General features: G+C 50.1%; 19 protein-coding genes and 3 tRNA genes. 5 read left to right on the top strand and 17 right to left on the bottom strand.

All coding sequences use genetic code 11. The annotated features are described in order from the left end of the window. Both DSZ37_RS14680 and guaB read left to right on the top strand, forming a co-directional pair. Window positions 1-1209, top strand: a complete 1209-nt coding sequence (locus DSZ37_RS14680; protein ID WP_181380333.1) for a leucine-rich repeat protein — start codon at window positions 1-3, stop codon at window positions 1207-1209. A 159-nt stretch (window positions 1210-1368) separates the two neighbouring features. Beyond that, window positions 1369-2841: an IMP dehydrogenase gene (gene guaB / locus DSZ37_RS14675; protein WP_109727627.1), complete on the top strand. Its 1473-nt coding sequence runs from the start codon at window positions 1369-1371 to the stop codon at window positions 2839-2841. A gap of 44 nt (window positions 2842-2885) precedes the next feature. Here the strand turns inward: guaB and DSZ37_RS14670 are convergent, their stop codons facing one another. The 17 genes from DSZ37_RS14670 to DSZ37_RS14595 form a co-directional block, all read right to left on the bottom strand. After that, window positions 2886-3608, bottom strand: coding sequence for a hypothetical protein (locus DSZ37_RS14670; RefSeq protein WP_109727626.1), 723 nt, complete (start codon window positions 3606-3608; stop codon window positions 2886-2888). Between the two features lie 20 nt (window positions 3609-3628). After that, window positions 3629-4357, bottom strand: coding sequence for a hypothetical protein (locus DSZ37_RS14665; RefSeq protein ID WP_109727625.1), 729 nt, complete (start codon window positions 4355-4357; stop codon window positions 3629-3631). A 447-nt stretch (window positions 4358-4804) separates the two neighbouring features. Then, window positions 4805-4939, bottom strand: a complete 135-nt coding sequence (locus tag DSZ37_RS18130; RefSeq protein ID WP_278298955.1) for a hypothetical protein — start codon at window positions 4937-4939, stop codon at window positions 4805-4807. A 131-nt stretch (window positions 4940-5070) separates the two neighbouring features. After that, window positions 5071-5745 (bottom strand): hypothetical protein, encoded by a 675-nt coding sequence (locus DSZ37_RS14660; RefSeq protein ID WP_109727624.1) that lies wholly within the window; start codon window positions 5743-5745, stop codon window positions 5071-5073. A gap of 12 nt (window positions 5746-5757) precedes the next feature. Then, complete coding sequence (locus DSZ37_RS14655) at window positions 5758-6570, bottom strand: hypothetical protein (RefSeq protein ID WP_109727623.1); 813 nt, start codon at window positions 6568-6570, stop codon at window positions 5758-5760. 18 nt (window positions 6571-6588) lie between these two features. Further along, entirely contained in the window at window positions 6589-7263 is a 675-nt protein-coding gene (locus DSZ37_RS14650) for a leucine-rich repeat domain-containing protein (protein WP_109727622.1), read from the bottom strand. Between the two features lie 57 nt (window positions 7264-7320). Then, window positions 7321-9144 carry a translational GTPase TypA gene (gene typA / locus DSZ37_RS14645; RefSeq protein ID WP_109727621.1) on the bottom strand — a complete coding sequence of 608 codons (1824 nt, stop codon included), beginning with the start codon at window positions 9142-9144 and terminating at the stop codon, window positions 7321-7323. Window positions 9145-9344: 200 nt separating this feature from the next. Then, complete coding sequence (locus tag DSZ37_RS14640; RefSeq protein WP_109727620.1) at window positions 9345-9968, bottom strand: hypothetical protein; 624 nt, start codon at window positions 9966-9968, stop codon at window positions 9345-9347. A gap of 13 nt (window positions 9969-9981) precedes the next feature. Beyond that, window positions 9982-10524 carry a hypothetical protein gene (locus DSZ37_RS14635; protein ID WP_109727619.1) on the bottom strand — a complete coding sequence of 181 codons (543 nt, stop codon included), beginning with the start codon at window positions 10522-10524 and terminating at the stop codon, window positions 9982-9984. Further along, window positions 10521-11063 carry a YcxB family protein gene (locus DSZ37_RS14630; protein ID WP_109727618.1) on the bottom strand — a complete coding sequence of 181 codons (543 nt, stop codon included), beginning with the start codon at window positions 11061-11063 and terminating at the stop codon, window positions 10521-10523. The genes DSZ37_RS14635 and DSZ37_RS14630 overlap by 4 nt, the downstream gene beginning before the upstream one ends. 1 nt (window position 11064) lies before the next feature. Further along, a complete protein-coding gene (locus tag DSZ37_RS14625) occupies window positions 11065-11598 on the bottom strand; it encodes a hypothetical protein (RefSeq protein WP_109727617.1) in 534 nt (177 codons plus the stop codon). A gap of 160 nt (window positions 11599-11758) precedes the next feature. Then, window positions 11759-11844 (bottom strand) — tRNA-Tyr (locus tag DSZ37_RS14620). A gap of 36 nt (window positions 11845-11880) precedes the next feature. Beyond that, a tRNA-Thr gene (locus DSZ37_RS14615) sits at window positions 11881-11956 on the bottom strand. 72 nt (window positions 11957-12028) lie between these two features. Further along, window positions 12029-12105, bottom strand: a tRNA-Pro gene (locus tag DSZ37_RS14610). Between the two features lie 177 nt (window positions 12106-12282). After that, on the bottom strand, window positions 12283-12570 hold the full coding sequence (locus tag DSZ37_RS14605; RefSeq protein WP_109727616.1) for a YtxH domain-containing protein: 288 nt from the start codon (window positions 12568-12570) through the stop codon (window positions 12283-12285). A gap of 108 nt (window positions 12571-12678) precedes the next feature. Further along, window positions 12679-13404: an RsmE family RNA methyltransferase gene (locus DSZ37_RS14600; RefSeq protein WP_109727615.1), complete on the bottom strand. Its 726-nt coding sequence runs from the start codon at window positions 13402-13404 to the stop codon at window positions 12679-12681. 103 nt (window positions 13405-13507) lie between these two features. Next, window positions 13508-14620, bottom strand: a complete 1113-nt coding sequence (locus DSZ37_RS14595; protein ID WP_109727685.1) for a M15 family metallopeptidase — start codon at window positions 14618-14620, stop codon at window positions 13508-13510. A 347-nt stretch (window positions 14621-14967) separates the two neighbouring features. Between DSZ37_RS14595 and DSZ37_RS14590 the strand changes: the two genes are divergently transcribed. The 3 genes from DSZ37_RS14590 to DSZ37_RS17800 all read left to right on the top strand — a co-directional run bounded on the left by DSZ37_RS14590 (window position 14968) and on the right by DSZ37_RS17800 (window position 22138). Beyond that, complete coding sequence (locus DSZ37_RS14590; RefSeq protein WP_181380332.1) at window positions 14968-16371, top strand: ABC transporter substrate-binding protein; 1404 nt, start codon at window positions 14968-14970, stop codon at window positions 16369-16371. 271 nt (window positions 16372-16642) lie between these two features. After that, window positions 16643-19189, top strand: a complete 2547-nt coding sequence (locus DSZ37_RS17805) for a glycoside hydrolase family 9 protein (RefSeq protein WP_242978643.1) — start codon at window positions 16643-16645, stop codon at window positions 19187-19189. 279 nt (window positions 19190-19468) lie between these two features. Further along, a complete protein-coding gene (locus DSZ37_RS17800) occupies window positions 19469-22138 on the top strand; it encodes a glycoside hydrolase family 9 protein (RefSeq protein WP_181380331.1) in 2670 nt (889 codons plus the stop codon). Window positions 22139-22156: the final 18 nt, after the last annotated feature.

The raw sequence follows: 22156 nt of genomic DNA, 5'->3' as shown, positions 1-22156 counted from the left end.
ATGAAAAAGCTGCTATCACTGCTGGCATCAGCCGCCATTACTTTCAGTGCCGCTCCTCTTTCCGAGGCTGCTGCAGAGGACGTTGGCGGCTTTGTGCTAAGCTATACCATCGAGGACAAGCAGGCTACGGTAACAGGCTGTGCGGGAAGCGACGCCATTCTCATCATACCTGCGGAGCTGGAAGGCTGTCCCGTAACGGCTGTTGCCGACGACGCCTTCTCGGGCAACAAGGATATCGGCGTTTGCGTCATACCCGACAGCGTAAAGACTATCGGCGAAAGAGCATTCAGCGCCTGTCCTTCCCTCAGCACCATCACCATCGGCAGCGGCGTGGCTGAGATCGGCGATTACGCCTTTACAGCCTGCCCTGCACTCGCCTATATCGACGTCAACAAGAACAACGCCACATACAGCAATATCGACGGCTGTCTCTACGAAAACGGCGACACTCTGCTCCTCTACGCAGGAAGCTCCGAAGCCGTCATAAACAAGAACACCAAGACTATCCGAAAGGGAGCATTCTTCGGCAAGGCTGACATTGTTTCCGCAGCACTTCCCGACAGTGTAAAAACTATCGACGACCACGCTTTCTCGGGCTGCCTTTCGCTGAAATCCGTAGATATCCCCGACTCGGTGACAACTCTGGGAAAGGGCTGCTTCATGAGCTGCAGCGAGCTTGAGAGCGTCACCGTGGGCAAGGGCGTGAAAACCATACCCGAAAACTGCTTCCACTCCTGCACCTCGCTGAAAACCGCGGATATCCCCGACACCGTCACTTCCATAGGCAGCGAAGCCTTTTACAGCTGCTCGGATATCAGCGGGATCTACGTCACCGACTCTGTAAAGACCATAGGAAGGGAGGCTCTCGGCAGAAGATACGACGCAAGAAGCAGCTCCTCCGAGAACATCTCGGGCTTCATCATAAGGGGCGAAAAGGGCTCTGCTGCTGAGAAATATGCCTCGGACTCGGGACTCGCCTTCGAGGTGGGAAAGGCCCCAAGAGGAGATGTCAACGGCGACGGCTTCATCGATGCCGTGGACGCTTCCACGGTGCTGGCAGAGTACGCACGGCTCTCATCAAACAAGAAAGGCACTTTTACAGCCGAGCAGAATATCGCTGCCGACTTCAACGGCGACGGCAAAGTTGATGCGGTGGACGCTTCGGCTATTCTGGCGAAATACGCTTCACTTTCCGCAAGGTCGCTTTAACACTGAGTTACTTTACTATAACAAATTGCTTTTTTCGCCAAAACCCGACCTTTTTTGAACTAAAAATTTCTATGCCGTCTCCGCTCCCCAAACTATTGACAGAAGCCGTCAAAAATAGTATCATAGAAGTTAATAATATCAATGCAAGGAGGAATTATTATGCTGACCGACATGAACAGCAAATTTCAGAAGGAAGGTCTCACCTTCGACGATGTGCTGCTTATACCCGCTGAATCAAACGTTACCCCCAACATGATCCAGATCGGTACTCAGCTCACTAAGACTGTCCACCTCAATACTCCTATCATGACTGCCGCTATGGACACCGTTACCGATTCCCGTATGGCTATCGCCATCGCCCGTGAGGGTGGTATCGGTATCATCCACAAGAACATGACCATAGAGCAGCAGGCTGAAGAGGTCGATAAGGTAAAGAGAAGCGAGAACGGCGTTATCGTTAACCCCTTCTCACTTACAGAGGACCATATCGTTGCCGATGCGGACGAGCTCATGGGCAAGTACAAGATCTCAGGCGTTCCGATAGTTGACGGAAAGGGCAAGCTGGTTGGTATCATCACCAACAGAGATATGCGCTTCCTCACAGACTTCAATGCCAAGATCTCAGAGGTAATGACAAAGGACAACCTTATCACTGCGCCCGTCGGAACTACTCTCGAGCAGGCTCAGGATATTCTCCGCGCACACAAGATCGAAAAGCTCCCCATCGTTGACGAGGCAGGCTATCTGAAGGGACTCATCACCATCAAGGATATCGAGAAGTCAGTTCAGTACCCCAATTCCGCCCGTGACAGCAAGGGCAGGCTCCTCTGCGGCGCTGCTATCGGCGTTACCGCAAACGTTCTCGAAAGAGCAAAGGCTCTCATTGACGCTCAGGCTGACGTTCTGGTTCTTGACTCAGCTCACGGACACAGCGCTAACATCATCAAGTGCCTGAAGATGGTCAAGGAAGCTTTCCCCGAGATCCCCGTTATCGCAGGCAATATCGCTACCGCAGAGGCTGCTGAGGCTCTTATCGCAGCAGGTGCCGACTGCCTCAAGGTAGGTATCGGACCAGGTTCCATCTGCACCACCCGTGTTGTTGCAGGTATCGGCGTTCCCCAGATCACCGCTGTTTATGATGTAGCCTGTGTCGCTCAGAAGTACGGTATCCCCGTTATCGCAGACGGCGGTATCAAGTATTCGGGCGATATCGTAAAGGCTCTTGCAGCAGGCGCAAACGTTGTTATGCTCGGCTCGCTCCTTGCAGGCTGTGCAGAAGCTCCCGGTGAGACCGAGATCTATCAGGGACGTCAGTTCAAGGTTTACAGAGGCATGGGAAGCCTCGGTGCTATGGCAAACGGCTCCAAGGACAGATACTTCCAGGAGGGCGCCAAGAAGCTGGTTCCCGAGGGAGTTGAGGGTCGTGTTCCCTTCAAGGGCCCCGTTGCCGACACTATCTTCCAGCTCGTGGGCGGTATCCGTTCGGGTATGGGATACTGCGGATGTGTTGACATCCCCACTCTCCACGAGAAGGCTAAGTTCATCCGCATCACAGGTGCAGGACTCAAGGAGAGCCACCCCCACGATATCTATATCACCAAGGAAGCTCCCAACTACTCAACACAGATATAAAAAATTCCCCTGAGCGCTTGTCTGAACGCTCAGGGGCTTGTTTTTTATCGTTTCACAGACTGCTTGCCATTTTTCTTCCTTGTGCAGAGGTATATTATAAGCCCGATAACGAGGGCTATCACTACAGGGACGCCAAATATCAGCGCCATTACGAACAATTGAATAAATACGGAGCCGTCCCTGTCTACGGTATATTCTGCCTTGTTGCCGCTTGCCTTTACTTTATAGAGGCAGGTCGTGCTGACGTGCTTCACCTTCACAGGCTCGGTGACTCCGAGGACCTCGCCCTTTTCGTTACAGTAGGCTACCTTAAATCTGCCGTAATACTCAAAGACCTCCTGATTTTGGACATTGCTTGGCACACCGAACTCCAGCGAGCACTTATCCTTTTCGGCATGGTTGTACTTCACGAAATACCTTTTCAGCATACAGCTTGTATAGCCGTCATCGTAGACCGCAAGTCCGCAGCTGTCATCGAGGGCAATGGGATCGCTGTTTCCCCTGCCGATATAGTCTGCATAGACATTGCGGCATACGCTGTACTTCTCGTCATTTTCATTTGTGGTCGGGTCGGGATAGTATTTATCGTCAGTCTTCTTCGGGAAGAGCAGGTCAACGAAAGCTGTTCCCTCGGGAGCGTTCCCGTACTCTATCTCTATACTCCATACGGCTGTTCCAAGTCCCATCGCAAAGGCGCTCATGCCGCCGAAAATGCAGGTCATTACCGTAAATACGACTGCTATGGCAGCCTTGATATGCTTTTTCATAATATCCCCCATCACGCGCATTACTGTCTGTACTGCTGATTTTTCTTTTTATTGTGTCTTAAAATAAGTATCACCACAACTACAACAATTGCTGCTATAACTGCACCACCAAGAACTGCTATTATACATACAACGATCACGGTACCAAATACAAAGGCAGTCAATCCTTTTCCGACATCTATACCATTATCAAGCTTGCACTCAAGACTTGTTCCGTTCGCATTGACATAGAAATTCGCAGGTTTATCGTTATGCTCTGTCTCCACAGGCTCTGTGACCGCAAGTACATTGCCCTTTTCGTCGCAGTACGCCAACTTCAGGCTGCCGTAGTAATTGGAAACGTCTGTGTTTATCAGCTTCTGCTCGTCCAGTACTATATCCATCCTGAAGCTGTTCACCCTGTACTCTGTGGCAATGTCCCTGCCGAAAAGGCAGCTGGTATAGCCGTCATCATACTTTACAAGCTCGCAGTCCTCCGGAAGAGTCAGAGTTTCTTCTGTACGCTCGCCGTTTTCATCCTCTCCGTGAAGTATGATCGCTGCGGAGGGCTTACCGTCTGCGGAAGCGTATTTGTCATCTTCGGTTTTCGGGAGCAGTATATCAACAAATACCGTTCCCTCGGGAGCGTCTGTATAGCGGACAGCTATAATACCGTCTGCGGCTACCCACGCAAATGCGTTCATGCCGCCGAAAAGGCAGGTCATTACTGTGAATATGACTGCGACCATTGTTTTGATGTGTTTTTTCATAATGCTGCACCTCTTATCTGTTTTTCTTATTATAGCACCGGGCAGGCACAACTTCAACCGAAAACGGCAAATCTTAAATCAATTGTAAAAATATTGTAACAAAAAGAAGACCTCAGCTGACTTCTTTTTAATGCTGTGCAATAATTGTTACTAATACAAATCGGAATTTAACACCGCAGGTGTTAAATTCCGAAGCCCTTAGCCTTTAGCTTTTAGCCATCAGGAAGCGGCTTCGCCGCTTTATTATCGGGCGGCGGAACGCCGCCCCTACATCAGGCTAACGGCTAATGGCTATGGGCTAACGGCTTAAATCAGCAATACAATATCCCTGCAAAGCCATCAGGGCATAAAAATACCGTGCCCGAATACCGGACACGGCAATTTGTTTTTCATTTAGGGTAGCGTGATCGCTGCCCTGTAATACCCTATATCGCAGTCTTTGCCTGCTTATGCAGCATCTGCTGCCGAAACAACATTCTGTCCGCTGCACTCCTCTGCATTTGCAAAGCAGTTCATGCTCCCAAGGAAGCAGGCGACCGCTGCAAGCACAAGCGCTGCTGCTGTTTTTAACGCATTTTTCATAGTGAAAAAGCTCCCCCTTATGCTTTGATAATGGAATTATAGCACATAAAAAAGGGAATTTCAAGAGGCTTTTGAAAAGTTCATAAATCTGTAACAAAAAAAGGGAGCAAAGCACCCTTTTTTTCGATATATCATGAAATAACGTATGCCTTGCCGTCGATGGTATAGATAGCTATATTCATATAATCGCCGAATCTGTACCTGAGGGAATAGCTTCCGCCGTCATTGGGCTTATGATAGGTAACGTCCACCATGTACATATTCCTTGATGTGATATTACAGCCCGGTATAGCAGTCTCCACAAGCTTGTCATACTGCTCGAATGCGCCCTCTGTGTCCTTGAGTCTGCCGTCGATAAGAATGTAGTCAAAGGTGAAGTCAGAGCCCGTATACTGCTTGAGAAGCTCATACTCGGCATCAAGGAACTCCTTTTCGGTGCTGTACTCGGAATTCTCCAGACGGTACTTGATAAGGTCGGGGTGAACTGCCTTCTTGAAGCTCTCAACGTCCTGATTATTTACGGAATAGAAGTAATTTGTCAGTGCTGAAGCCTCATCTATGGTAACGAAACGGGGGTCCATATCTATGCCCATAGGGAAATCATTATCACCTGCCTCGAATTTCTGGTACTCTCCGCCGTATGGCATATCCTCGAGGTCCTTGCTGTAATCGTCGGGAAGATCTCCGCCTATAAGGTTATTTGGGTCGCTTGAAAAAGAACTTTTGCTGCTGCATGAAACTGCCGCTGAAGCTGTTATAACTGCCGCAGCCATAATAGCAGCTGCTTTTCTGAAAAAAACTCTCATAGATATGCCTCCTTAGCCGAATGTATAATACTTTCCGCCCTTGACGGCAAAAACTATCTCATAGCCTGTTACTATGGGATTTTCCTGCCCGTATGCGTCCTCGCCCATGATATAGAAGCAGGCATCGATGACCTCATCGCTCTCTGACTTTACCTGTTCATAGTAGTCCTTGCCGAAAACTTCATTGAGGGACTCGAAATAGGTCTCAAGGTTGTCTTTGGTCTCATCGTATACGGGAGCCGCTTCAAGCTTTATCCTTGTTATCTTGTAATCGCCGTACATATTGTCCGCAAGACTTGAACAGCGCTTTGAGAACGAGGTCTTCAGGTCGTAATCGTACTCCTTGCCGAGAAAGCCCTCCATCTCGTCTATATAGCTGGGGAACATACACTTCTGATAGGAATTATAATCAGCCGCCGGGAACGAAAGGAAGTACTTTTCAAGAGTAAGCATGAGCTCGTCGGAGAACTCGGTATCGTCGTAATAAAGCTTTACTCCGCTGCTGCTCATCTTATATGAGCCCAGCTCTGCGTCCTCGGCGCCCTCGTCGGGAGTTATGAGCTCATTGCCGACCAGTCCCAGATCCAGCGGATCGCTGTCAACAGCGGCGCTGCTGACCTTTTCCTGTATCTTAGTATAATACTCATCGGAATTGTAGTTGTCTCCCGAAAGCTCTGCTCCGCCTGCGGGAGACGAAGTAGGTGTCTGGACTGCTGTCTCCGCATAAAGAGGCATACTGATCTCTTTATTCTTTGCACATCCCGAAAATCCCTGCACTCCTGCCGAAGCGGCAAGCATCAGTGCTGTAAGTCTCAGCTTTCTCATAGAATTGTCCTCTCATGATCAATATACGGCATATTTTCCCATTGCTCCCGCCCACTCGGCAGCTGCCGAGCCCTCGGGTGCGAATACTGTAATATCGGGAAGCTCCTCGAGCCCCCAGCCCTCATATTTCAGATCCTGACTGAGAATAGTCAGTGTTCTCATCCCCGTACAGGCTGTGAAAGCCTGCTGCTGTATGCGTGTCACCTCTGCGGGGATAGTAAGCTCGGTTAGGCTTATGCATCCCGCAAATGCACCGCACTCTATCTCTTTAAGTCCTGACGGAAGGTTAATGTCCGCAAGCTTCTGACAGTCCGCAAAGGCACCCTCGCCTATGACTGTCACGCTCTCTGGCAGAGCTACCGAGACAAGGTCGGGCTTAGCCTCAAAGGCATAAAAACCCACCTCGGTAACGGGAGTGCCATCTATCTCGGCAGGTATCTCCACATTGGAGTCCTTACCCTTATAACTTGTTATGATAACTCCGCCGTCAACGACTTCATAATCGTACTCCTCAGTCGAAACTATATTGCGCTCTCTTTCAGTAGCAAGAGGCTCATCGGTCTCCGATTCGGTCACCGCTTCGGTCTCGGCAGTATCGCTGCTCACCTCGCCGTCCTTTTTAACCTTGCTGCCACAGCCCGAAAAGCAGACCGCCGCAGCCAGCATCAGCGAAGCGAATATAATCTTTTTCATATCATATCTCCCAAACCTGCAAATTGTATGGTTTATATGTGTTGATTTGGTGAAAAATCAGGACTTCTTTCCTCTTTCCTTAGCTCTCTGAGTATTGCTGAGAACTCTCTTTCTGATACGGAGAGACTCGGGAGTTACCTCGAGGAGCTCATCATCGGCAAGGAATTCAAGGCAGTCCTCAAGGCTGAGAACTCTCGGAGGAACAAGACGGAGAGCGTCATCGCTTCCGCTTGCACGGGTATTTGTCAGGTGCTTCTTCTTGCAGACGTTTACAACGAGGTCCTCTGTCTTGGGAGAAGCTCCAACGATCATGCCCTCATATACGGGAGTACCTGCTGTGATGAAGAGCTGTCCGCGCTCCTGAGCGTTGTAAAGACCGTAGGTAACAGCCTCGCCCGTCTCGAAGGAAACGAGAGAGCCTGTGTTTCTGCGCTCGATATCTCCCTTGTAGGGCTGATAGCCGTCGAAAACGTGGCTCATGATACCCTCGCCCTTTGTATCTGTGAGGAACTCGCTCTTATAGCCGAAAAGTCCTCTTGCAGGGATAAGGAACTCGATACGCATACGGCTTCCCTGGGGGTGCATATCCACCATGTCGCCCTTACGAGCACCTATCTTCTCCATTACAGAGCCTACGCAGTCCTCGGGAACGTCGATGACAAGACGCTCGATAGGCTCAAGGCGTCTGCCGTTCTCGTCCTGCTTGTAGAGAACGTGGGGAGTTGATACGCCCAGCTCATAGCCCTCACGGCGCATATTCTCGATAAGTATGGAAAGGTGCATCTCGCCTCGTCCTGCAACGCGGAATGCATCGGTGCTCTCTGTCTCCTCAACGCGGAGGGATACGTCCTTGAGAAGCTCCTTGAAAAGTCTCTCGCGGAGCTGACGTGATGTAACGAACTTGCCCTCTCTGCCTGCAAAGGGGCTGTCGTTTACGGAGAATGTCATCTCAACGGTAGGCTCGCTTATCTTCACGAATGGAAGCGGATCGGGAGCGTCTGTTGCACAGATTGTGTCTCCTATGGTTATTCCCTCGATACCCGATATCCATACGATATCGCCCATAGCAGCCTCCTGAACGGGAACACGGTTGAGTCCCTGTATCTGGAGGAGGGAAACTATCTTTGAGTTGTAGTTCTTCTTTGAGCCTGTGTAGTCACAGACAGTTACCTGCTGATTAACAGCTATCTTTCCTCTTACGATACGTCCGATACCGATACGACCCACATACTCATTATAGTCGATAGAGGAAATGAGCATCTGGAGAGGATCGTTCTCCTCGCCCTTGGGGGGCTCGATGTAGTTGATGATGGTGTCGAAAAGGGGCTTCAGGTCTGTACCTGCCTCATACTGGCTGAGTGAAGCTGTGCCGCTTCTTCCCGAGCAGAAAAGCAGGGGGCTCTCGAGCTGTTCCTCGTTTGCGTCAAGGTCAAGGAGGAGCTCCAGCACCTCGTCGCCTATCTCATCAAGACGGGCGTCGGGACGGTCTATCTTGTTTACCACAACGATGATCTTGTGGCCCATTTCCAGTGCCTTTGACAGTACGAAACGTGTCTGGGGCATGGGTCCCTCTGCGGCGTCAACAAGGAGCAGAACGCCGTCCACCATCTCCAGTACACGCTCTACCTCGCCGCCGAAATCGGCATGACCGGGGGTGTCGATGATGTTGATCTTCACGCCGTTGTACATAACTGAGGTATTCTTCGCAAGGATAGTGATACCTCTCTCCCTCTCGATGTCGTTTGAGTCCATTACACGCTCAGCGACCTCCTGATTTTCACGGAAAACGCCGCCCTGCTTGAGCATCTCGTCAACGAGGGTGGTCTTACCGTGGTCAACGTGGGCGATAATGGCAATGTTTCTTAAATCTTCTCTTATCATATTTTCTTTCCTCCATAAGGTTTTCGTAGGGCATCTCTAAAAACCTATTTGATCAAGAAAAAACGGATAGGTACGGCAGAGGCAAGGAAAGCTCCCGAAGGCGTGCTGACGCACTCCGAGGGAGTTTGACACAGCATATGTCGTGCATAGCCGTTTTTTCTCAAAGTGGGTTTTTAGAGATGTCCTATATGTGAACGGCTTTATGCCGTTGTCTTATTTGCCAGCCGTTCAAGCTCTGAACGGAGTATGTCAATGTCCTTGAAGTCCTTGGGTATGTACAGTGTCATGTTTTTCGGTGAGCCGCCTCCGCTGTGTGCGGGAGCAGTCTGCACCCTCGCCCGAAGGTATCTCTCTCCGTCGGCGACGCTGTATACCTGCTTTATGATACTGCCATAGCGGTCTGTCACATCCTGCCTGCAAATGAAAATGTCAGCCTCGGCAGGTGAGGATATATCCCTCATATTGTCGATCATTTTCAAGGCGCTGAAGTTGCCCTTCATACTGTCCCAGCTCTGGGGCTTGCCGAAAAGTGGGTCGTTGGTGAACGCCTTCATCAAGTCCACATGGCAGACGGTGTCATCGGTAATGATGTATGCCGCCATGGAATTCCTGCCATAGAGTATCCAGAGATACGCCGCAATGCCCGAAATAACAAGGTAGGCGACTATGAGCAGCAGCATTGTCGAGCTGTCAGCCCGTGAGATCGAAAATCCCAATATAGTTGCACCTGCAATGAGTATCGCAAGCATTATCTTCTTCGCCATGAGAACACGCTGATATCTGTCGGAAAAACGCTCTGTATCGGGTATCCTGCAAATCGTCATATCTCCACCTCTTTTACTTGTGTGTGACTCTGTCCCCAAGCTTTCCTGCAAGTATAGCCGAAAGCTCCTCGGCAGTGCCCTCGGTGATATCCGACAGCCTGAAAACAGAGGTCTGATCGGGAGATGCAATTAATATATGATCCTTATAGGTAATGACCTTCTTAACGGCAGCATAGCTGTATCTGCCCTCGACGGTCACGCCGTTTTCGGCGGTATATCTTGATGTGTAGCCCTCGTCCTCAAAGAGGAGCTCCTCACTGAGACTGTACCTTTTCCCCAAAAGGGAGACAGCTGCCGCAACGAACCTGACAGCGCGTATCAGTATACTCACCGCAGTAAAAAAGCAGGCTATTCCTCCAACCAGATACATGACCCGTGCATATCTGAAGCCTTCTTTGTGTTCATATAAAACACGGATGCCGTGAACGCAGAAAACAAAGCACAGAACACTGAGTCCCAGAAGCATCAGCAGCACCATGACCGCTCCGAATGACATCGTCATCCTCAGCTCTGTCAGTAACATTCTTTTGTCCCTCTGACTGTTTATCCTTATCATATCTTCACGCTCCTTTTGTCAATGAAGCGGTCGCCGAACCTTGCCGAAAGGAAATGTTCCAGCTCGGGTACGCTGCCCTCGGTCAGCTCAGACTTGTGTATGATGAAGGCTTTATTTGCTTCCACGAAGATAAAGAAGTAATTCATGGTCTCCACAGCCTTGTTGATAGTGCCGTAGGGATAGGTCTTATGTACCGTGAAGTTCTCTGCTAACTTGAAGCTCTCGAGGACCTCGCCGCCGAAGATGATCTCAGTCGAGCAGGGATACGGCAGGAGCTTCAGCTCGCCCTTGTCGGAGCTCAGCAGCTTGATTATGTCCCACGCCCGCAGCATCGCAACGGTAAATGCCAGCGCGATGAAAAAGTAATCCGTGTTGATGCGGTATCTGATCTCATATTTCACCAGCCATATCCCCGCGATCAGACTTGCTGCGAGCCACAGACCGTCCGATATGAGCTTTTTGATGATATAAGGTGTTTTTGTCAGAGAGTAAAGCGCCTTCAGATGGTTGTCATTGTATGTTACTCTTGCCCTTACCATATCACTTCTCCTTGAATTTACCGCCAAGCTTTGTGCGGAGCAAAGCTCTCAGCTCATCGGGAGTGCCCTCGATGAAGTCCTCTGCATTGCACGCCACATATCCCGCAATGGAGATATTCATGAGGAAAAAGCCTTCCTTCTCGGCGGCGCTTATAAACTTGTCATAGGCGTATTCCGCGTGCTTGCTGTCGTGATCGGTCTTTGTGCTGATCGTAACGCCCTCGTCATTGAAGACGTACTCCCCTGTAAGCCCAGGATTTGCCTCCGTGACCTTCTTGTGGAGCTTCATGGGCTCCATTTTCACAAGAAGCCGTATCATATAGAGCACAAACAGCAGAAAGAAGGCACTGACAAGCAGCACTAAAAGGGGTTCAGCCTTATGTGTACGGGCAGTTTCCGCAACAAGACATATGGAATTTATGAGGAAAAGTGCTCCCGTTATAATGGCGATATTCTTGGTAGTTTTATAGGCTTTAGTGTTTCTGATTATCAATGAGTAGTGTTTCAGGTCATTGTTTATTGCGATCCTTACCACGGTTATCCCTCCACAATCTTTATACATTTCTGCACAAAAAGGCTGTATTTCCGTGCAAATCCTCTTTTTTTCAGGGCATAAAAAAGCCCTTGCAGGAAAATTGCAAGGTCTCAGGCGGATAGTGTCAAACAAAAACAGCCCCGAAAATTTCGGGGCGTTCTGGTGGGAGAGGATGGATTCGGACCATCGAAGCTGAAAAGCAACAGATTTACAGTCTGCCCCCTTTGGCCACTCGGGAACTCTCCCATAAAGGATCTTGTATTTTGTCTTTGGACAAAATAATGGAGCTGGTGGACGGACTCGAACCCCCGACCTGCTGATTACAAATCAGCTGCTCTACCAACTGAGCTACACCAGCGCTAATGCTTAATTATTATATCACATTTGCTGCTGCTTGTCAAGTACTTTTTTCAACTTTTTTTGAAAAGTCTGGTCGAGGCGACAGGACTCGAACCTGCGGCATCTTGCTCCCAAAGCAAGCACTCTACCAAACTGAGCTACGCCTCGGATTAGTTCTTCGGCAAGTCCTTGACGGACAGCTTTTATATTATACCAGAACGCATCGTTCTTGTCAAGCGGCTTTCTCACATTTTGTAACATCATACAATAGATATTGTAGGTTTTTGTAATATTTTGCCGCCCTTTCAACAAAAAAAGGGAGCTCAAAGCTCCCTTAACAGATCATTAGTCCTTGATATCGTCGGCAATATCCTCAGCTGCGTCCTTAACGTCCTCAACAACGTCCTCAGCCTTATCCTTGATATCCTCAACAGCGTCCTCAGCTGCTTCCTTTACGGAATTATCATTGATCTCGAAATCGATGCTCTCGTCTGTGTCAAAGTTATCGAAATCATCGTAATCGTCATCATCATAATCTGAACCCGAGCTCTTATCCTTGAGCGCCTGTGCTGCAACATATCCAACAGCAGCTGCTGCGCCGGCTGCTAAAATAGCGACTAAAAACTTATTCATTTTAATTTCCTCTTTTCTCCGCAAGAAATAGTACTTACCGAACCGCTTGCGATCGGATTACGATAATCTGAATTTATTATACCATACTTTTTTTATAATTTCAACTCTTTACATATTATTTGTTAAAAACATCAAAATTGAAAGGGCAGTTATTGGTGCAGTTTCACAACGCAGTATTCTTTTGCCCAGCCAGACCCTTTCCGCACCTGCTTCCACCAGTGCGTCAGCCTCCTCCTTGTCGAAGCCGCCCTCGCTTCCGATAAAGAGTCCTGCGGTCTTTATGCCGTCAAAGTCCACCTCTCCGAAGGAGCGTCCGCCCTCCTCCTCATAGAGGAGAATGCTGCGGTCAAGAGAGCTGCTCATCTTAACGCTCTCCCTGAAGCTTACCAGCGGTGTCACCTCCGGGATTATCCCCCTGCCCGACTGCTTTGCAGCCTCCTCGGCTATCCTGCACAGTCTCGGCAGCTTCTTCTTAGCGAAGTCCTTCTCGTCAGGACGGGATACACAGCGCCTTGTCAGCACGGGAACTATCCTTGCGGCGCCCAGCTCCACGCTTTTCTGTATGATGTATTCCAGCTTGTCAAGCTTGGGCACAGCCTGAAACAGAGTCACCGATATATCGGGCTCTGCGGCGCACCTGTGCTTCTCGATGAGGTCGAGATATACGGCATCTGCGGTAATGCTGCCGATATTGCAGCGATAATCCGTACCGTTGCAGCAGACGGTTATCTCCTCCCCCACTCTCATTCTCAGCGACCTGCCGATATGGTTGGCATCGTCGCCCGTAAGCACGATATTGTCCTCATCTATCTCATTTCTGAAAAATCTCGGCATAGCAAGCACCTCGTTACAATTCATATTAAAACAATATTATCATATCCCGCGCCCCTCTGTCAAGGCGGCAATAAAAAACCCTGTCTGACGACAGGGACTTTTGTCACTCATATTTTGAATCAACGCCAAGGTACTCCTCAAGGCACTGTCCGCTGTTGTACATCTCGGTAGCAATCTTTGAGCCCACATATCTTATGTGCCAAGGCTCGTACTGATAGCCTGTGATGTCCTCTTTTCCCTGAGGATAGCGGATTATGAAGCCGTACTCATGTGCGTGCTGTGCCAGCCATGCTGCTTCGGGCGTAGCGCCGAAGGCATCGTCAATGGTATTGCAGTCTATGACCAGTCCCGTCTGATGCTCGGAATAACCCGGGCGGGCGGAATAGGTGTCCGCCTTGTCAACTCCGTCGCTCTTGACGTAGTTGTCGTAGATTATCTCCTGATCGTGGTAGGAGCGGTAGCTGGAGCCGATATAGATGCTCAGGTCCTCCTTGGCAGCGGCTCCCGAAAGAGCCTGAAACTGCTGATAGCACAAAGGGTCAAGCTTAGGGTCGAATGTTGCGGGGAGACCGTAGCTCTTGTTGACTATGAGGACCCCCTTTATATAAGTAAGCCCCTCTGCATCATAAACAGGGGGCTCGGGTGCCTCAGCCGTATTCGACTGAGGCGACGCTGTATCATCTGTTGCTTCTCCGCGGACGGTAACCTTAATCATTACTTCCTGTGTGGAGTCTGTTGCAGACCTGAGAGTAACGTAGCAGGTACCGGGCTTTACGCCTGTGATATTGCCGATGCTGTCAACAGTGGCAATAGTCGGGTCTCCTGAGGACCAGCGCTCATCCGCTTCGCCCATGCCGTCGGGATAGCCCTGAACTCTGGGCATATCGGTCTCGCCGACGCCAAGGAATACCGAATACTTATCCAGCTTGAAATCGCTGTTGTTTACGGGCTCTGTAAGAGTTGCCGTAGTAGTGACCGCTGTTGTTGTGATAGCAGGGTCGGTAGCAGTTGCCGTAGTGGTTATAGTAGTCACGGGTGTTTTAGTCTTTCCCTTACCGTCTTTCTTTCCGTTATCCGAGCAGGCATGAGCCACAAGCAGAACGAAAAGGAGCACCAGAAGCGCTATTACGAAGAGAGCAGTCAACTGTCGTCTTCTCAGCGTCTGACGGGATACTCTTTTGCGGGGACGATGTGAATCATATCTGTTATTGTCCATATTAAAATCCCTTTCACTGCATATGTTATTATAGTACAGACAGCATGAGCCGCCCATATAAATATCTACTAACATTATATCACAGGTTAAATGAAATGTCACGCAAAATTACACCAATTCCGCATTTTTTTAACAACTTGACATATAACAGGCAGTATTTTTGGAGCTTTTTAACAAAGAAGTCATGCCGCCATCGTATTACAATGGAAAAAAGCAACGTTTTTCCGCGCCCTATCATTTCTCCTCGTTAACATTATATTCCTTGACACATTCCTCCAGAACGAGTATAATAATATTCAGCGAAAAAATGACTCATTATGCAGTGTTCCCGAAAGGAGTTATATTATATGTTGAATAAAAGGAGACTGTCCGTCATTGCCTGTGCGGCGGCAGTCCTCACAGCTGCGGCTGCCTGCAGCAGCAAGAAGAACAGCAGCAGCGATACACAGCCCGCCACCGAAAGCACCACCCCTGCTGCCACTCAGTATGACGGCAGTCCTGCGGCTGCAAACTCCGAAATGGAGATAACATGGCTGGCGGACTATGACCTGAACCCTCAGCCCGGCGGACAGCGCTCCGCTGCTCTGACTTTATTCGAGGATATCTTCGGCGGCAGGATAAACTGCGTTTACACCTCCCCCAAGGACAAGTACGAAAGACTTTCCTCAATGAGAAATTCGGGCGAGGCCGTGGATATGTTCCCCTGCGAGGCAGGAGCATTCCCCAACGGCACCACGGCAGGGCTCTTTGACCCGCTGGACCCCTATTTCACCTACATGGGCATGGATGACGGCTTGTGGTCGGATATGTCAGATGTGACGGATATGTTCGCTTACAAGGGACAGCACTATGTGGTGCCCTACTCGATTTCCGAGCCCGCAGTCCTGACATACAGCAGAAAGCTCATGGAGTCCGAGGGACTTGACGACCCGAGAAAGCTCTGGCAGGAGGGCAAGTGGGACTGGAACGCCATGAAGGGCATGATAGAAAAATTCAGGAACAATCAGCCCGATGCCCCGAGATACGGCATTAACGGCTGGTACGGACAGGCTGCCCTCGCCTCAACGGGACATACCGTTGTCGGCTTTGACGGTGTATCATTCAGCAACAACATCGGCGACGCCGAGATAGGCAAGGCTGTGGGTCTTATGAGCGAAATAAAGAACAACGGCTGGTACAGCAGCACTCTCCGCGACACCTTCCCCTCCGACCTCAATACCCTGTTCTACGCCTCGGGAAGCTGGTCTCTGGGCATTTCCAATGCCGCAAATCCCGAAGCAGACCTGATGATAGTTCCCTTCCCCAAGTCGCCCGACGCGGATAAAAACTACATCTCCTGCGACGTGAATGCCCGTATGCTGGTGAAGAACTCGCAGAAGGGCAAGGCTGTGGCGACCTATCTCAAGTGCGAACGCCTTGCAGCGTCCGACGAGACCATGAAAGCTGCCGCAAAGGAACAGGCTCTTGTGCAGCAGAAGAACGCCTCGGGCTCATTCAGAAGCTTCATCACCGAGGAGCAGTACAACGCATTGCAGGAATACCTCGACCTTTCAAAGGTGACTCCCGTGTTCGACTGCGGCTGGGGCATGGGCGAAGCAATGAGCGGCAACGGCAACTATACACCCGACAGCCGCGGAATTATGCAGAAAATAACGGAAACAGACTCCATAAGCAAGACATATGAGCAGCTCCGCGACGAATTGTCTCCTGCCATAGACGGCGAGGTATCAAAGCTCAACAGCTTATCATAAAATCCCCCCTGAGTATCCCCATCGGGTGCTCGGGGGCTTTTTATACCCTCACAGCGTCCTTTACGGGGGATATGCTCTTTTTATGATAGTAAAATATAACAAATGGCGAGTGCGTTTTTTGATACATTCTCCAAATATGTTGCTTTTTGTGCTAAATTACACACATTGTTCACAAAATCAGCGATAATTATGTTATAATAGTAACATGGAAACTGTGACCTCAGGCAGTTTCCCCTTACTTATTCATTATATAATGAGAGGAGAATGGAAATTGAGACTAAAAAACACTATCATCAAAAAGCTGACTGCTGTATCCGCATCCGCTGCCATAGCACTGACATCGGCGGTGACAACATTCAGTCCCATGACTGCCGGCGCAGCTGACAATGACTACTATAAAGCGCTTGCTATGTCACTTTATATGTATGACGCAAATGCCTGCGGCAAGGGCATTACCGACGGTCCGCTCACATGGCGCGGTGACTGTCACACCTATGATGCACAGGCTTCTGTGGGAAGTCTGGACGGCTCACTCAAATCCCTCGTTGATCCTGACGGCGACGGAAAAGTGGACGTTTCGGGCGGCTTCCACGACGCAGGCGACCACATAAAATTCAACCTCACCATCGGCTTCGCCCTGAACAGCCTTGCGCTCTCGGACTACCTCAATCCCGGCGTATATGAAAAGGCAGGCTGCAAGGACCACCTCATCTATGAGCTGAAATGGGGTGCCGATTACCTTATGAAGACAACATTCCTCGACGGCTCGGGCAGTGTAGGCGCTGTTGCACACGTTGTTGCCAACGGCGGCACAGACCACGGCATATGGTCGTCACCCGAGGTGCAGACCTACGAAAGACCCATATACTGGCTCACAGCAGGCGATAACAACTCGTCGGTATGCTGCGAGATGGCAGCAGGTCTGGCAGGTACAGCATATGTCCTCAAGGACTCCGACCCCACATATTCCGCAGAGTGTCTGAAGTACGCAAAGGCTTTGCTGGACTTCGGTCAGAAGCACGTCGGCAATAACTCCGGCGGTATCGGCGGATTTTATGACACCGCTGCACAGTATCAGGACGAGGAGGCTATGGCTCAGGCATGGCTCTGGGTCAACGACGCAGGCAGCAAGCCTTCCCGCATCGGCAAAAACGGCGACTATGGCAACAGCCAGTACGACGGCTGGGTATTCTCGTGGGACAAGGTATGGCAGGGCTATTCCGCTCTCATGTACAAGGCTACGGGAGATAAGGCATACGCCGATGAGCTTCAGTATGAGCTCAAAAATCAGGGCGACCTGAAAGTAGGCACCTACAACGCCGGCGGCTGGGGCGCTTCACGCTACAACTGCGCTAAACAGATGGACGCTCTCGCTCTTGCAAACGGTGACGCAAATGCAGATTACGCAAAGGCTGCAAAGTACCAGATGGATCACATCCTCGGCGACAATAATCTGGGATACAGCTTCCTGCTGGGATATGGCAGCAAGTGGCCCGTACATATCCACCACCGTGCAGCTAACCCCGGAACCGACGCCTCGGGAGCTGCCTCAAATCCTTCTGCCAAGTACACAGCCTACGGTCTCCTCGTAGGCGGCGACGACTCCAGCGGATATCAGGATCATACCGACAAGTACCAGTACACCGAAGGTGCTCTGGACTATAACGGCTGCTTCGCTATCGCCTGTGCAGGCATCGCAAACCTCTACGGCGGCGACGCTTCCTCAATGCCCGCCCTTGCTAAGCAGGTAAGCGAGATCAACGCTGATTTCAAGTTCGGTTCAGCAGAACCCGTAACTACCACTACTACCACAACAACAACTTCTACAACTACGACAACTACCACCACAACTGTTACACAGCCCCTCGTGACTATAACAGCAAGACCCAGTTATGTTGTTCAGGAGATCATCTCCTATCCTGCAAAGACAGAGTACACTGTCGGCGAGAGCCTCGACCTTACGGGCATTTCCGTAAAGGTTCGCTCCGAGACACGCTGGCAGGAGGCAGAAGGCGGCTCAAGAGCAGGTATCATCTACGGCGATCCCTTCATCGTGGACAATATCACACTTGATCCCGCTGCTGTAACCATAAACGGAGATAACGGCGCTATCTGGCAGGGCAGACAGGCTAATGAGCTGGAGCCCGGCGATTATACGGTAATGTTCTACGGCACATACACCGACTCTCAGAACCGCGATTTAGAGTTCGCAGACTTCAAGCACAACATAACCGTCAAGGGAGCAGATAAGACCGAACCCTATACCTTTATTTTTACAATAAAGGACAAGGACACGGGCGAGCTCGTAAAGAACCCTGAGCTCTCATTCCGCGTAAACGGTCTCATTTCTCTCCCCGAGGATTCGGGACTCCATATAGCTGATCCTTACGATCATGTCTATGTTAAACTCGATGCCGCTAACGGCAATCCCATGACCTACACCTGCGATACATTCAAGGACAGGAAAACAGTCAATGTGGATATGATCACAGCAAAGGCTGACGGCTATACCTTTGTTGAGGTCAATGAGGACATCAGGGACGGCGGCAAGCCCAATACCATGTATTACGATGTGCTGATGACCAAGGCAAGCGCTGTCAAGGGCGATGCAAACTGCGACGGAAGCATAGAGCTGGCTGACGCCATACTCATAATGCAGTCAATGGCTAACCCCAACAAGTACGCCGAGGGCGGCACAGACAGCATGGCTCTGACTCCTCAGGGCAGAATAAACGGCGATATCAACGGTGACGGTCTCACCGCCGATGACGCACTTACTATCCAGAAGTTCCTCCTCCACCTCATACCATCTCTGTGATAGTTTCCCATAATTGAATGACCACCTCTCAGGCTTGTGCAGAACTTCTGTTCTGTGCGAGCCTGATTTTTTACACTTTTTCTGCGTAAAATCCATGGCAATTATGCACAACGCTCAACAGATGTTTTTGCACACTATGACGAAATTATGAATAATCCTTTGAAATTAATCGTATTGTAACCTTTTTGTTACTCTTTTGTTACCAAATTTCAAGGCAAACCTTGTATAATGGGTGTAAGACATATTATAGGCAGATCATATTGAAAGAAGTGTGATAACATGAACAAATTAAACAGGCTGAAATCAGCCATCATAAGCAGTGCTATCGCCCTCACCTCGATTGCGGCACCTCTCTCAAACATCGGTGCTCCCTCTCTCACAGCAAACGCGGCAGACGGTGATAACTACGCAAAGCTCCTTCAGTACTCCCTCTATCTTTATGACGCAAATATGTGCGGATACAACTCCGACTGCGGTATTTCATGGAGAGGCAACTGCCACACCAGCGACGAAGTACCCGGAGGTTTCCACGACGCAGGCGACCATGTTATGTTCGGTCAGCCCCAGGGCTATGCAGCTGCTACACTGGGCTGGGCTTACTACGAATTCAAGGACGCCTTCACTGCTACAGGACAGGACGCTCACCTCAAAGTAATAACCGACAAATTCTGTAAATTCTTCCGTGACGCAACAGTGCTCAACGGCAATACCGTTTCCAAGGTCCTCATCGAAAAGGGCGAAGGAAATCAGGACCATATGTACTGGGGCGCTCCCGAAACTCAGGGCGACAGAGGCCGTATGGTATGGACTACAGGCGGTGCTGCAAACATCACTGCCGAGTATGCGGCAGCTCTCGCAGCTAACTATGTAAACTTCGGTAATCCCGATGACCTCAAGTACGCTGAGGCTCTCTACAATTTTTCAAAGCAGAACCCCGGAACATATTCCGTTGCTCCTTTCTATGTAAGCGGCACCAGCGGCTCTGCTGATGAGCTCGCATGGGCAGCAGGCTGGCTCTACAAGGCTACAAACGATCAGAAATACCTCAGCGATCTTGGCAACTGCCCCGAGGGCTGGTATGTACACTGCTGGGAGAACGTTGGTCTCGGTGCTTCTATCCTCAAGGCTGAAGCAACAGGAAACTGGGGCGGCGTTCATGAGATCGGCGGCGGCAACGAGTACAAGTTCTACGACGAGTGGGGCTCGGCAAGACACAATGCTACCGCTCAGATGGCAACTCTCGTAGCTGCTAAGTACAACCATGGTGACGCAGGCTGGGCTAAGGGTCAGATGCAGTACCTCACAGGCGACAAGGCTTTCCAGAACGGAAGAAGCTATTGCCTTATCGTTGGTTTCAAGGACAATTCTTCCAAGAATCCTCACCACAGAGCTGCTTCACCCACTGCAAATGCAGACGCGGCAAATGACGGAACACCTAACAAGAACCTGCTGGTCGGCGCTCTCTGCGGCGGTCCTAAGATGGCTAACGGCGACGGATACGCTGACGTTCGTTCCGACTATCAGGCAAACGAGGTAGCTGTTGACTATAACGCAGGTCTCGTTGGTGCAGCAGCAGGTCTTTACCACTTCTACAAGACAGGCTCAACTGTTTCCACTATCCCCGGTGTTTCAAAGATCTACAGCGGCGGCGGAAGCACACCTACACCTCAGGTAACAACTACAACTTATAACGATCCCGGTCCGAGCATCGTTACCACAACCACTTCCTACAATCCCGGTCCTTCAACAGGCAGCGGAAAGACTCTCCTTCCTTCCGATATGAAGGTCGGTACAGAGGAAGGCAAAGACGGACCTATCAGCTATGCTGAGTTCGCTCCTCAGGGCGCTAAGAAGGCTACACTTTACTTCAAGATAAACACCAACGATACACAGGCTTCCGGCGGCTTCGGTACATATACCGGCACGTGGGAGCAGGTAGAGTTTGAGAACGTAAAGGCAGACGCTAACAAGGAAGTAGTTGTTGACTACGATATTCCTTCAAATGTCGGCTCAACTGTAAAGGCTATGATCTGGTGGCCTCAGGGCGACGGCGTTACTATCGAAAAGATAGTTCTCGACGGCGGCGGAAGCAGCACACCTACACCTTCAGTAACCACCTCAACTACAAGATATAATCCCCCTGTTGTAACTACTTCAACAAACTCTACTCCTTCTGTTTCAGGCGGCAACGGCGTTTATAAGTTAGAGCTCAACAAGACTCTCGAGTTCGATGACGGTGCTGATGACAAGATGATCGGCTTCGACTGGGCTGACTTCAAGATACCCAGCGGCGAGTACGCTACCAAGATAGAGTTCAACATCTCTGCAAACGGCAACATCGACAAGTGGGTAGGTAACTTCGGTTCTTCAACAACTGTTGCTCCCGATTACTGGTACATGGACGATGACGCTCAGCAGGATAAATCCATCAACAGCAACAAGGCTACTATCACATGGACTCCCTCTGCAAGCGCTGCAAAAACATTCGCTTACAGCTTAGGCGAGCTCAAGTTCGGTACATGGTGGACCAATGTTTCATCATACAAGATGGATTCCATCGTTGTTTACACAGAAAAGGGTTCATCTACCGTAACTCCTACACCTACAACAACTTCCAGAACAACCACAACAACTACAACGACCAAGGTCACAACTACTACAACTACCACAACTACTACTGTAAAGCCCGTCAGCAACCTCCGCCTCGGCGATACAAACTGCGACGGTACAGTTGAGCTGGCTGATGCTATCCTCATCATGCAGTATATGGCTAACCCCAACAGATTCGGTCTTTCGGGCAGCGATCCCAACCACATGACCGAGCAGGGTCTCGAAAACGCTAACGTATACCAGAAGAATTCCAGCGGCGTAACAGCTAATGACGCTCTTGCTATCCAGGAATATCTCCTCGGTCTCATCAGCGGTTTCCCCATCGATATGCTTCGATAAAACACAGAGCAGCTTCGT

This window comes from Ruminococcus flavefaciens (assembly GCF_900116855.1).
Taxonomy (GTDB): domain Bacteria; phylum Bacillota; class Clostridia; order Oscillospirales; family Ruminococcaceae; genus Ruminococcus; species Ruminococcus flavefaciens_R.
Note: the sequence above shows the minus strand (reverse complement) of the source record. Positions and strands in the feature narration are given on the sequence as shown.

Excerpts from the sequence above, each read along its gene's own strand:
- DSZ37_RS14635 (WP_109727619.1), bottom strand. The coding sequence starts at position 10,524 with ATGATAAGGATAAACAGTCAGAGGGACAAAAGAATGTTACTGACAGAG.
- DSZ37_RS18130 (WP_278298955.1), bottom strand. The coding sequence starts at position 4,939 with ATGAAAAATGCGTTAAAAACAGCAGCAGCGCTTGTGCTTGCAGCGGTC.
- DSZ37_RS14680 (WP_181380333.1), top strand. The coding sequence starts at position 1 with ATGAAAAAGCTGCTATCACTGCTGGCATCAGCCGCCATTACTTTCAGT.
- DSZ37_RS14665 (WP_109727625.1), bottom strand. The coding sequence starts at position 4,357 with ATGAAAAAACACATCAAAACAATGGTCGCAGTCATATTCACAGTAATG.
- guaB (WP_109727627.1), top strand. The coding sequence starts at position 1,369 with ATGCTGACCGACATGAACAGCAAATTTCAGAAGGAAGGTCTCACCTTC.
- DSZ37_RS14595 (WP_109727685.1), bottom strand. The coding sequence starts at position 14,620 with ATGGACAATAACAGATATGATTCACATCGTCCCCGCAAAAGAGTATCC.
- DSZ37_RS14630 (WP_109727618.1), bottom strand. The coding sequence starts at position 11,063 with ATGGTAAGGGCAAGAGTAACATACAATGACAACCATCTGAAGGCGCTT.
- DSZ37_RS14670 (WP_109727626.1), bottom strand. The coding sequence starts at position 3,608 with ATGAAAAAGCATATCAAGGCTGCCATAGCAGTCGTATTTACGGTAATG.
- DSZ37_RS17800 (WP_181380331.1), top strand. The coding sequence starts at position 19,469 with ATGAACAAATTAAACAGGCTGAAATCAGCCATCATAAGCAGTGCTATC.
- DSZ37_RS14600 (WP_109727615.1), bottom strand. The coding sequence starts at position 13,404 with ATGCCGAGATTTTTCAGAAATGAGATAGATGAGGACAATATCGTGCTT.
- DSZ37_RS14660 (WP_109727624.1), bottom strand. The coding sequence starts at position 5,745 with ATGAGAGTTTTTTTCAGAAAAGCAGCTGCTATTATGGCTGCGGCAGTT.
- DSZ37_RS14590 (WP_181380332.1), top strand. The coding sequence starts at position 14,968 with ATGTTGAATAAAAGGAGACTGTCCGTCATTGCCTGTGCGGCGGCAGTC.
- DSZ37_RS14605 (WP_109727616.1), bottom strand. The coding sequence starts at position 12,570 with ATGAATAAGTTTTTAGTCGCTATTTTAGCAGCCGGCGCAGCAGCTGCT.
- DSZ37_RS14650 (WP_109727622.1), bottom strand. The coding sequence starts at position 7,263 with ATGAAAAAGATTATATTCGCTTCGCTGATGCTGGCTGCGGCGGTCTGC.
- DSZ37_RS14640 (WP_109727620.1), bottom strand. The coding sequence starts at position 9,968 with ATGACGATTTGCAGGATACCCGATACAGAGCGTTTTTCCGACAGATAT.
- DSZ37_RS14655 (WP_109727623.1), bottom strand. The coding sequence starts at position 6,570 with ATGAGAAAGCTGAGACTTACAGCACTGATGCTTGCCGCTTCGGCAGGA.
- typA (WP_109727621.1), bottom strand. The coding sequence starts at position 9,144 with ATGATAAGAGAAGATTTAAGAAACATTGCCATTATCGCCCACGTTGAC.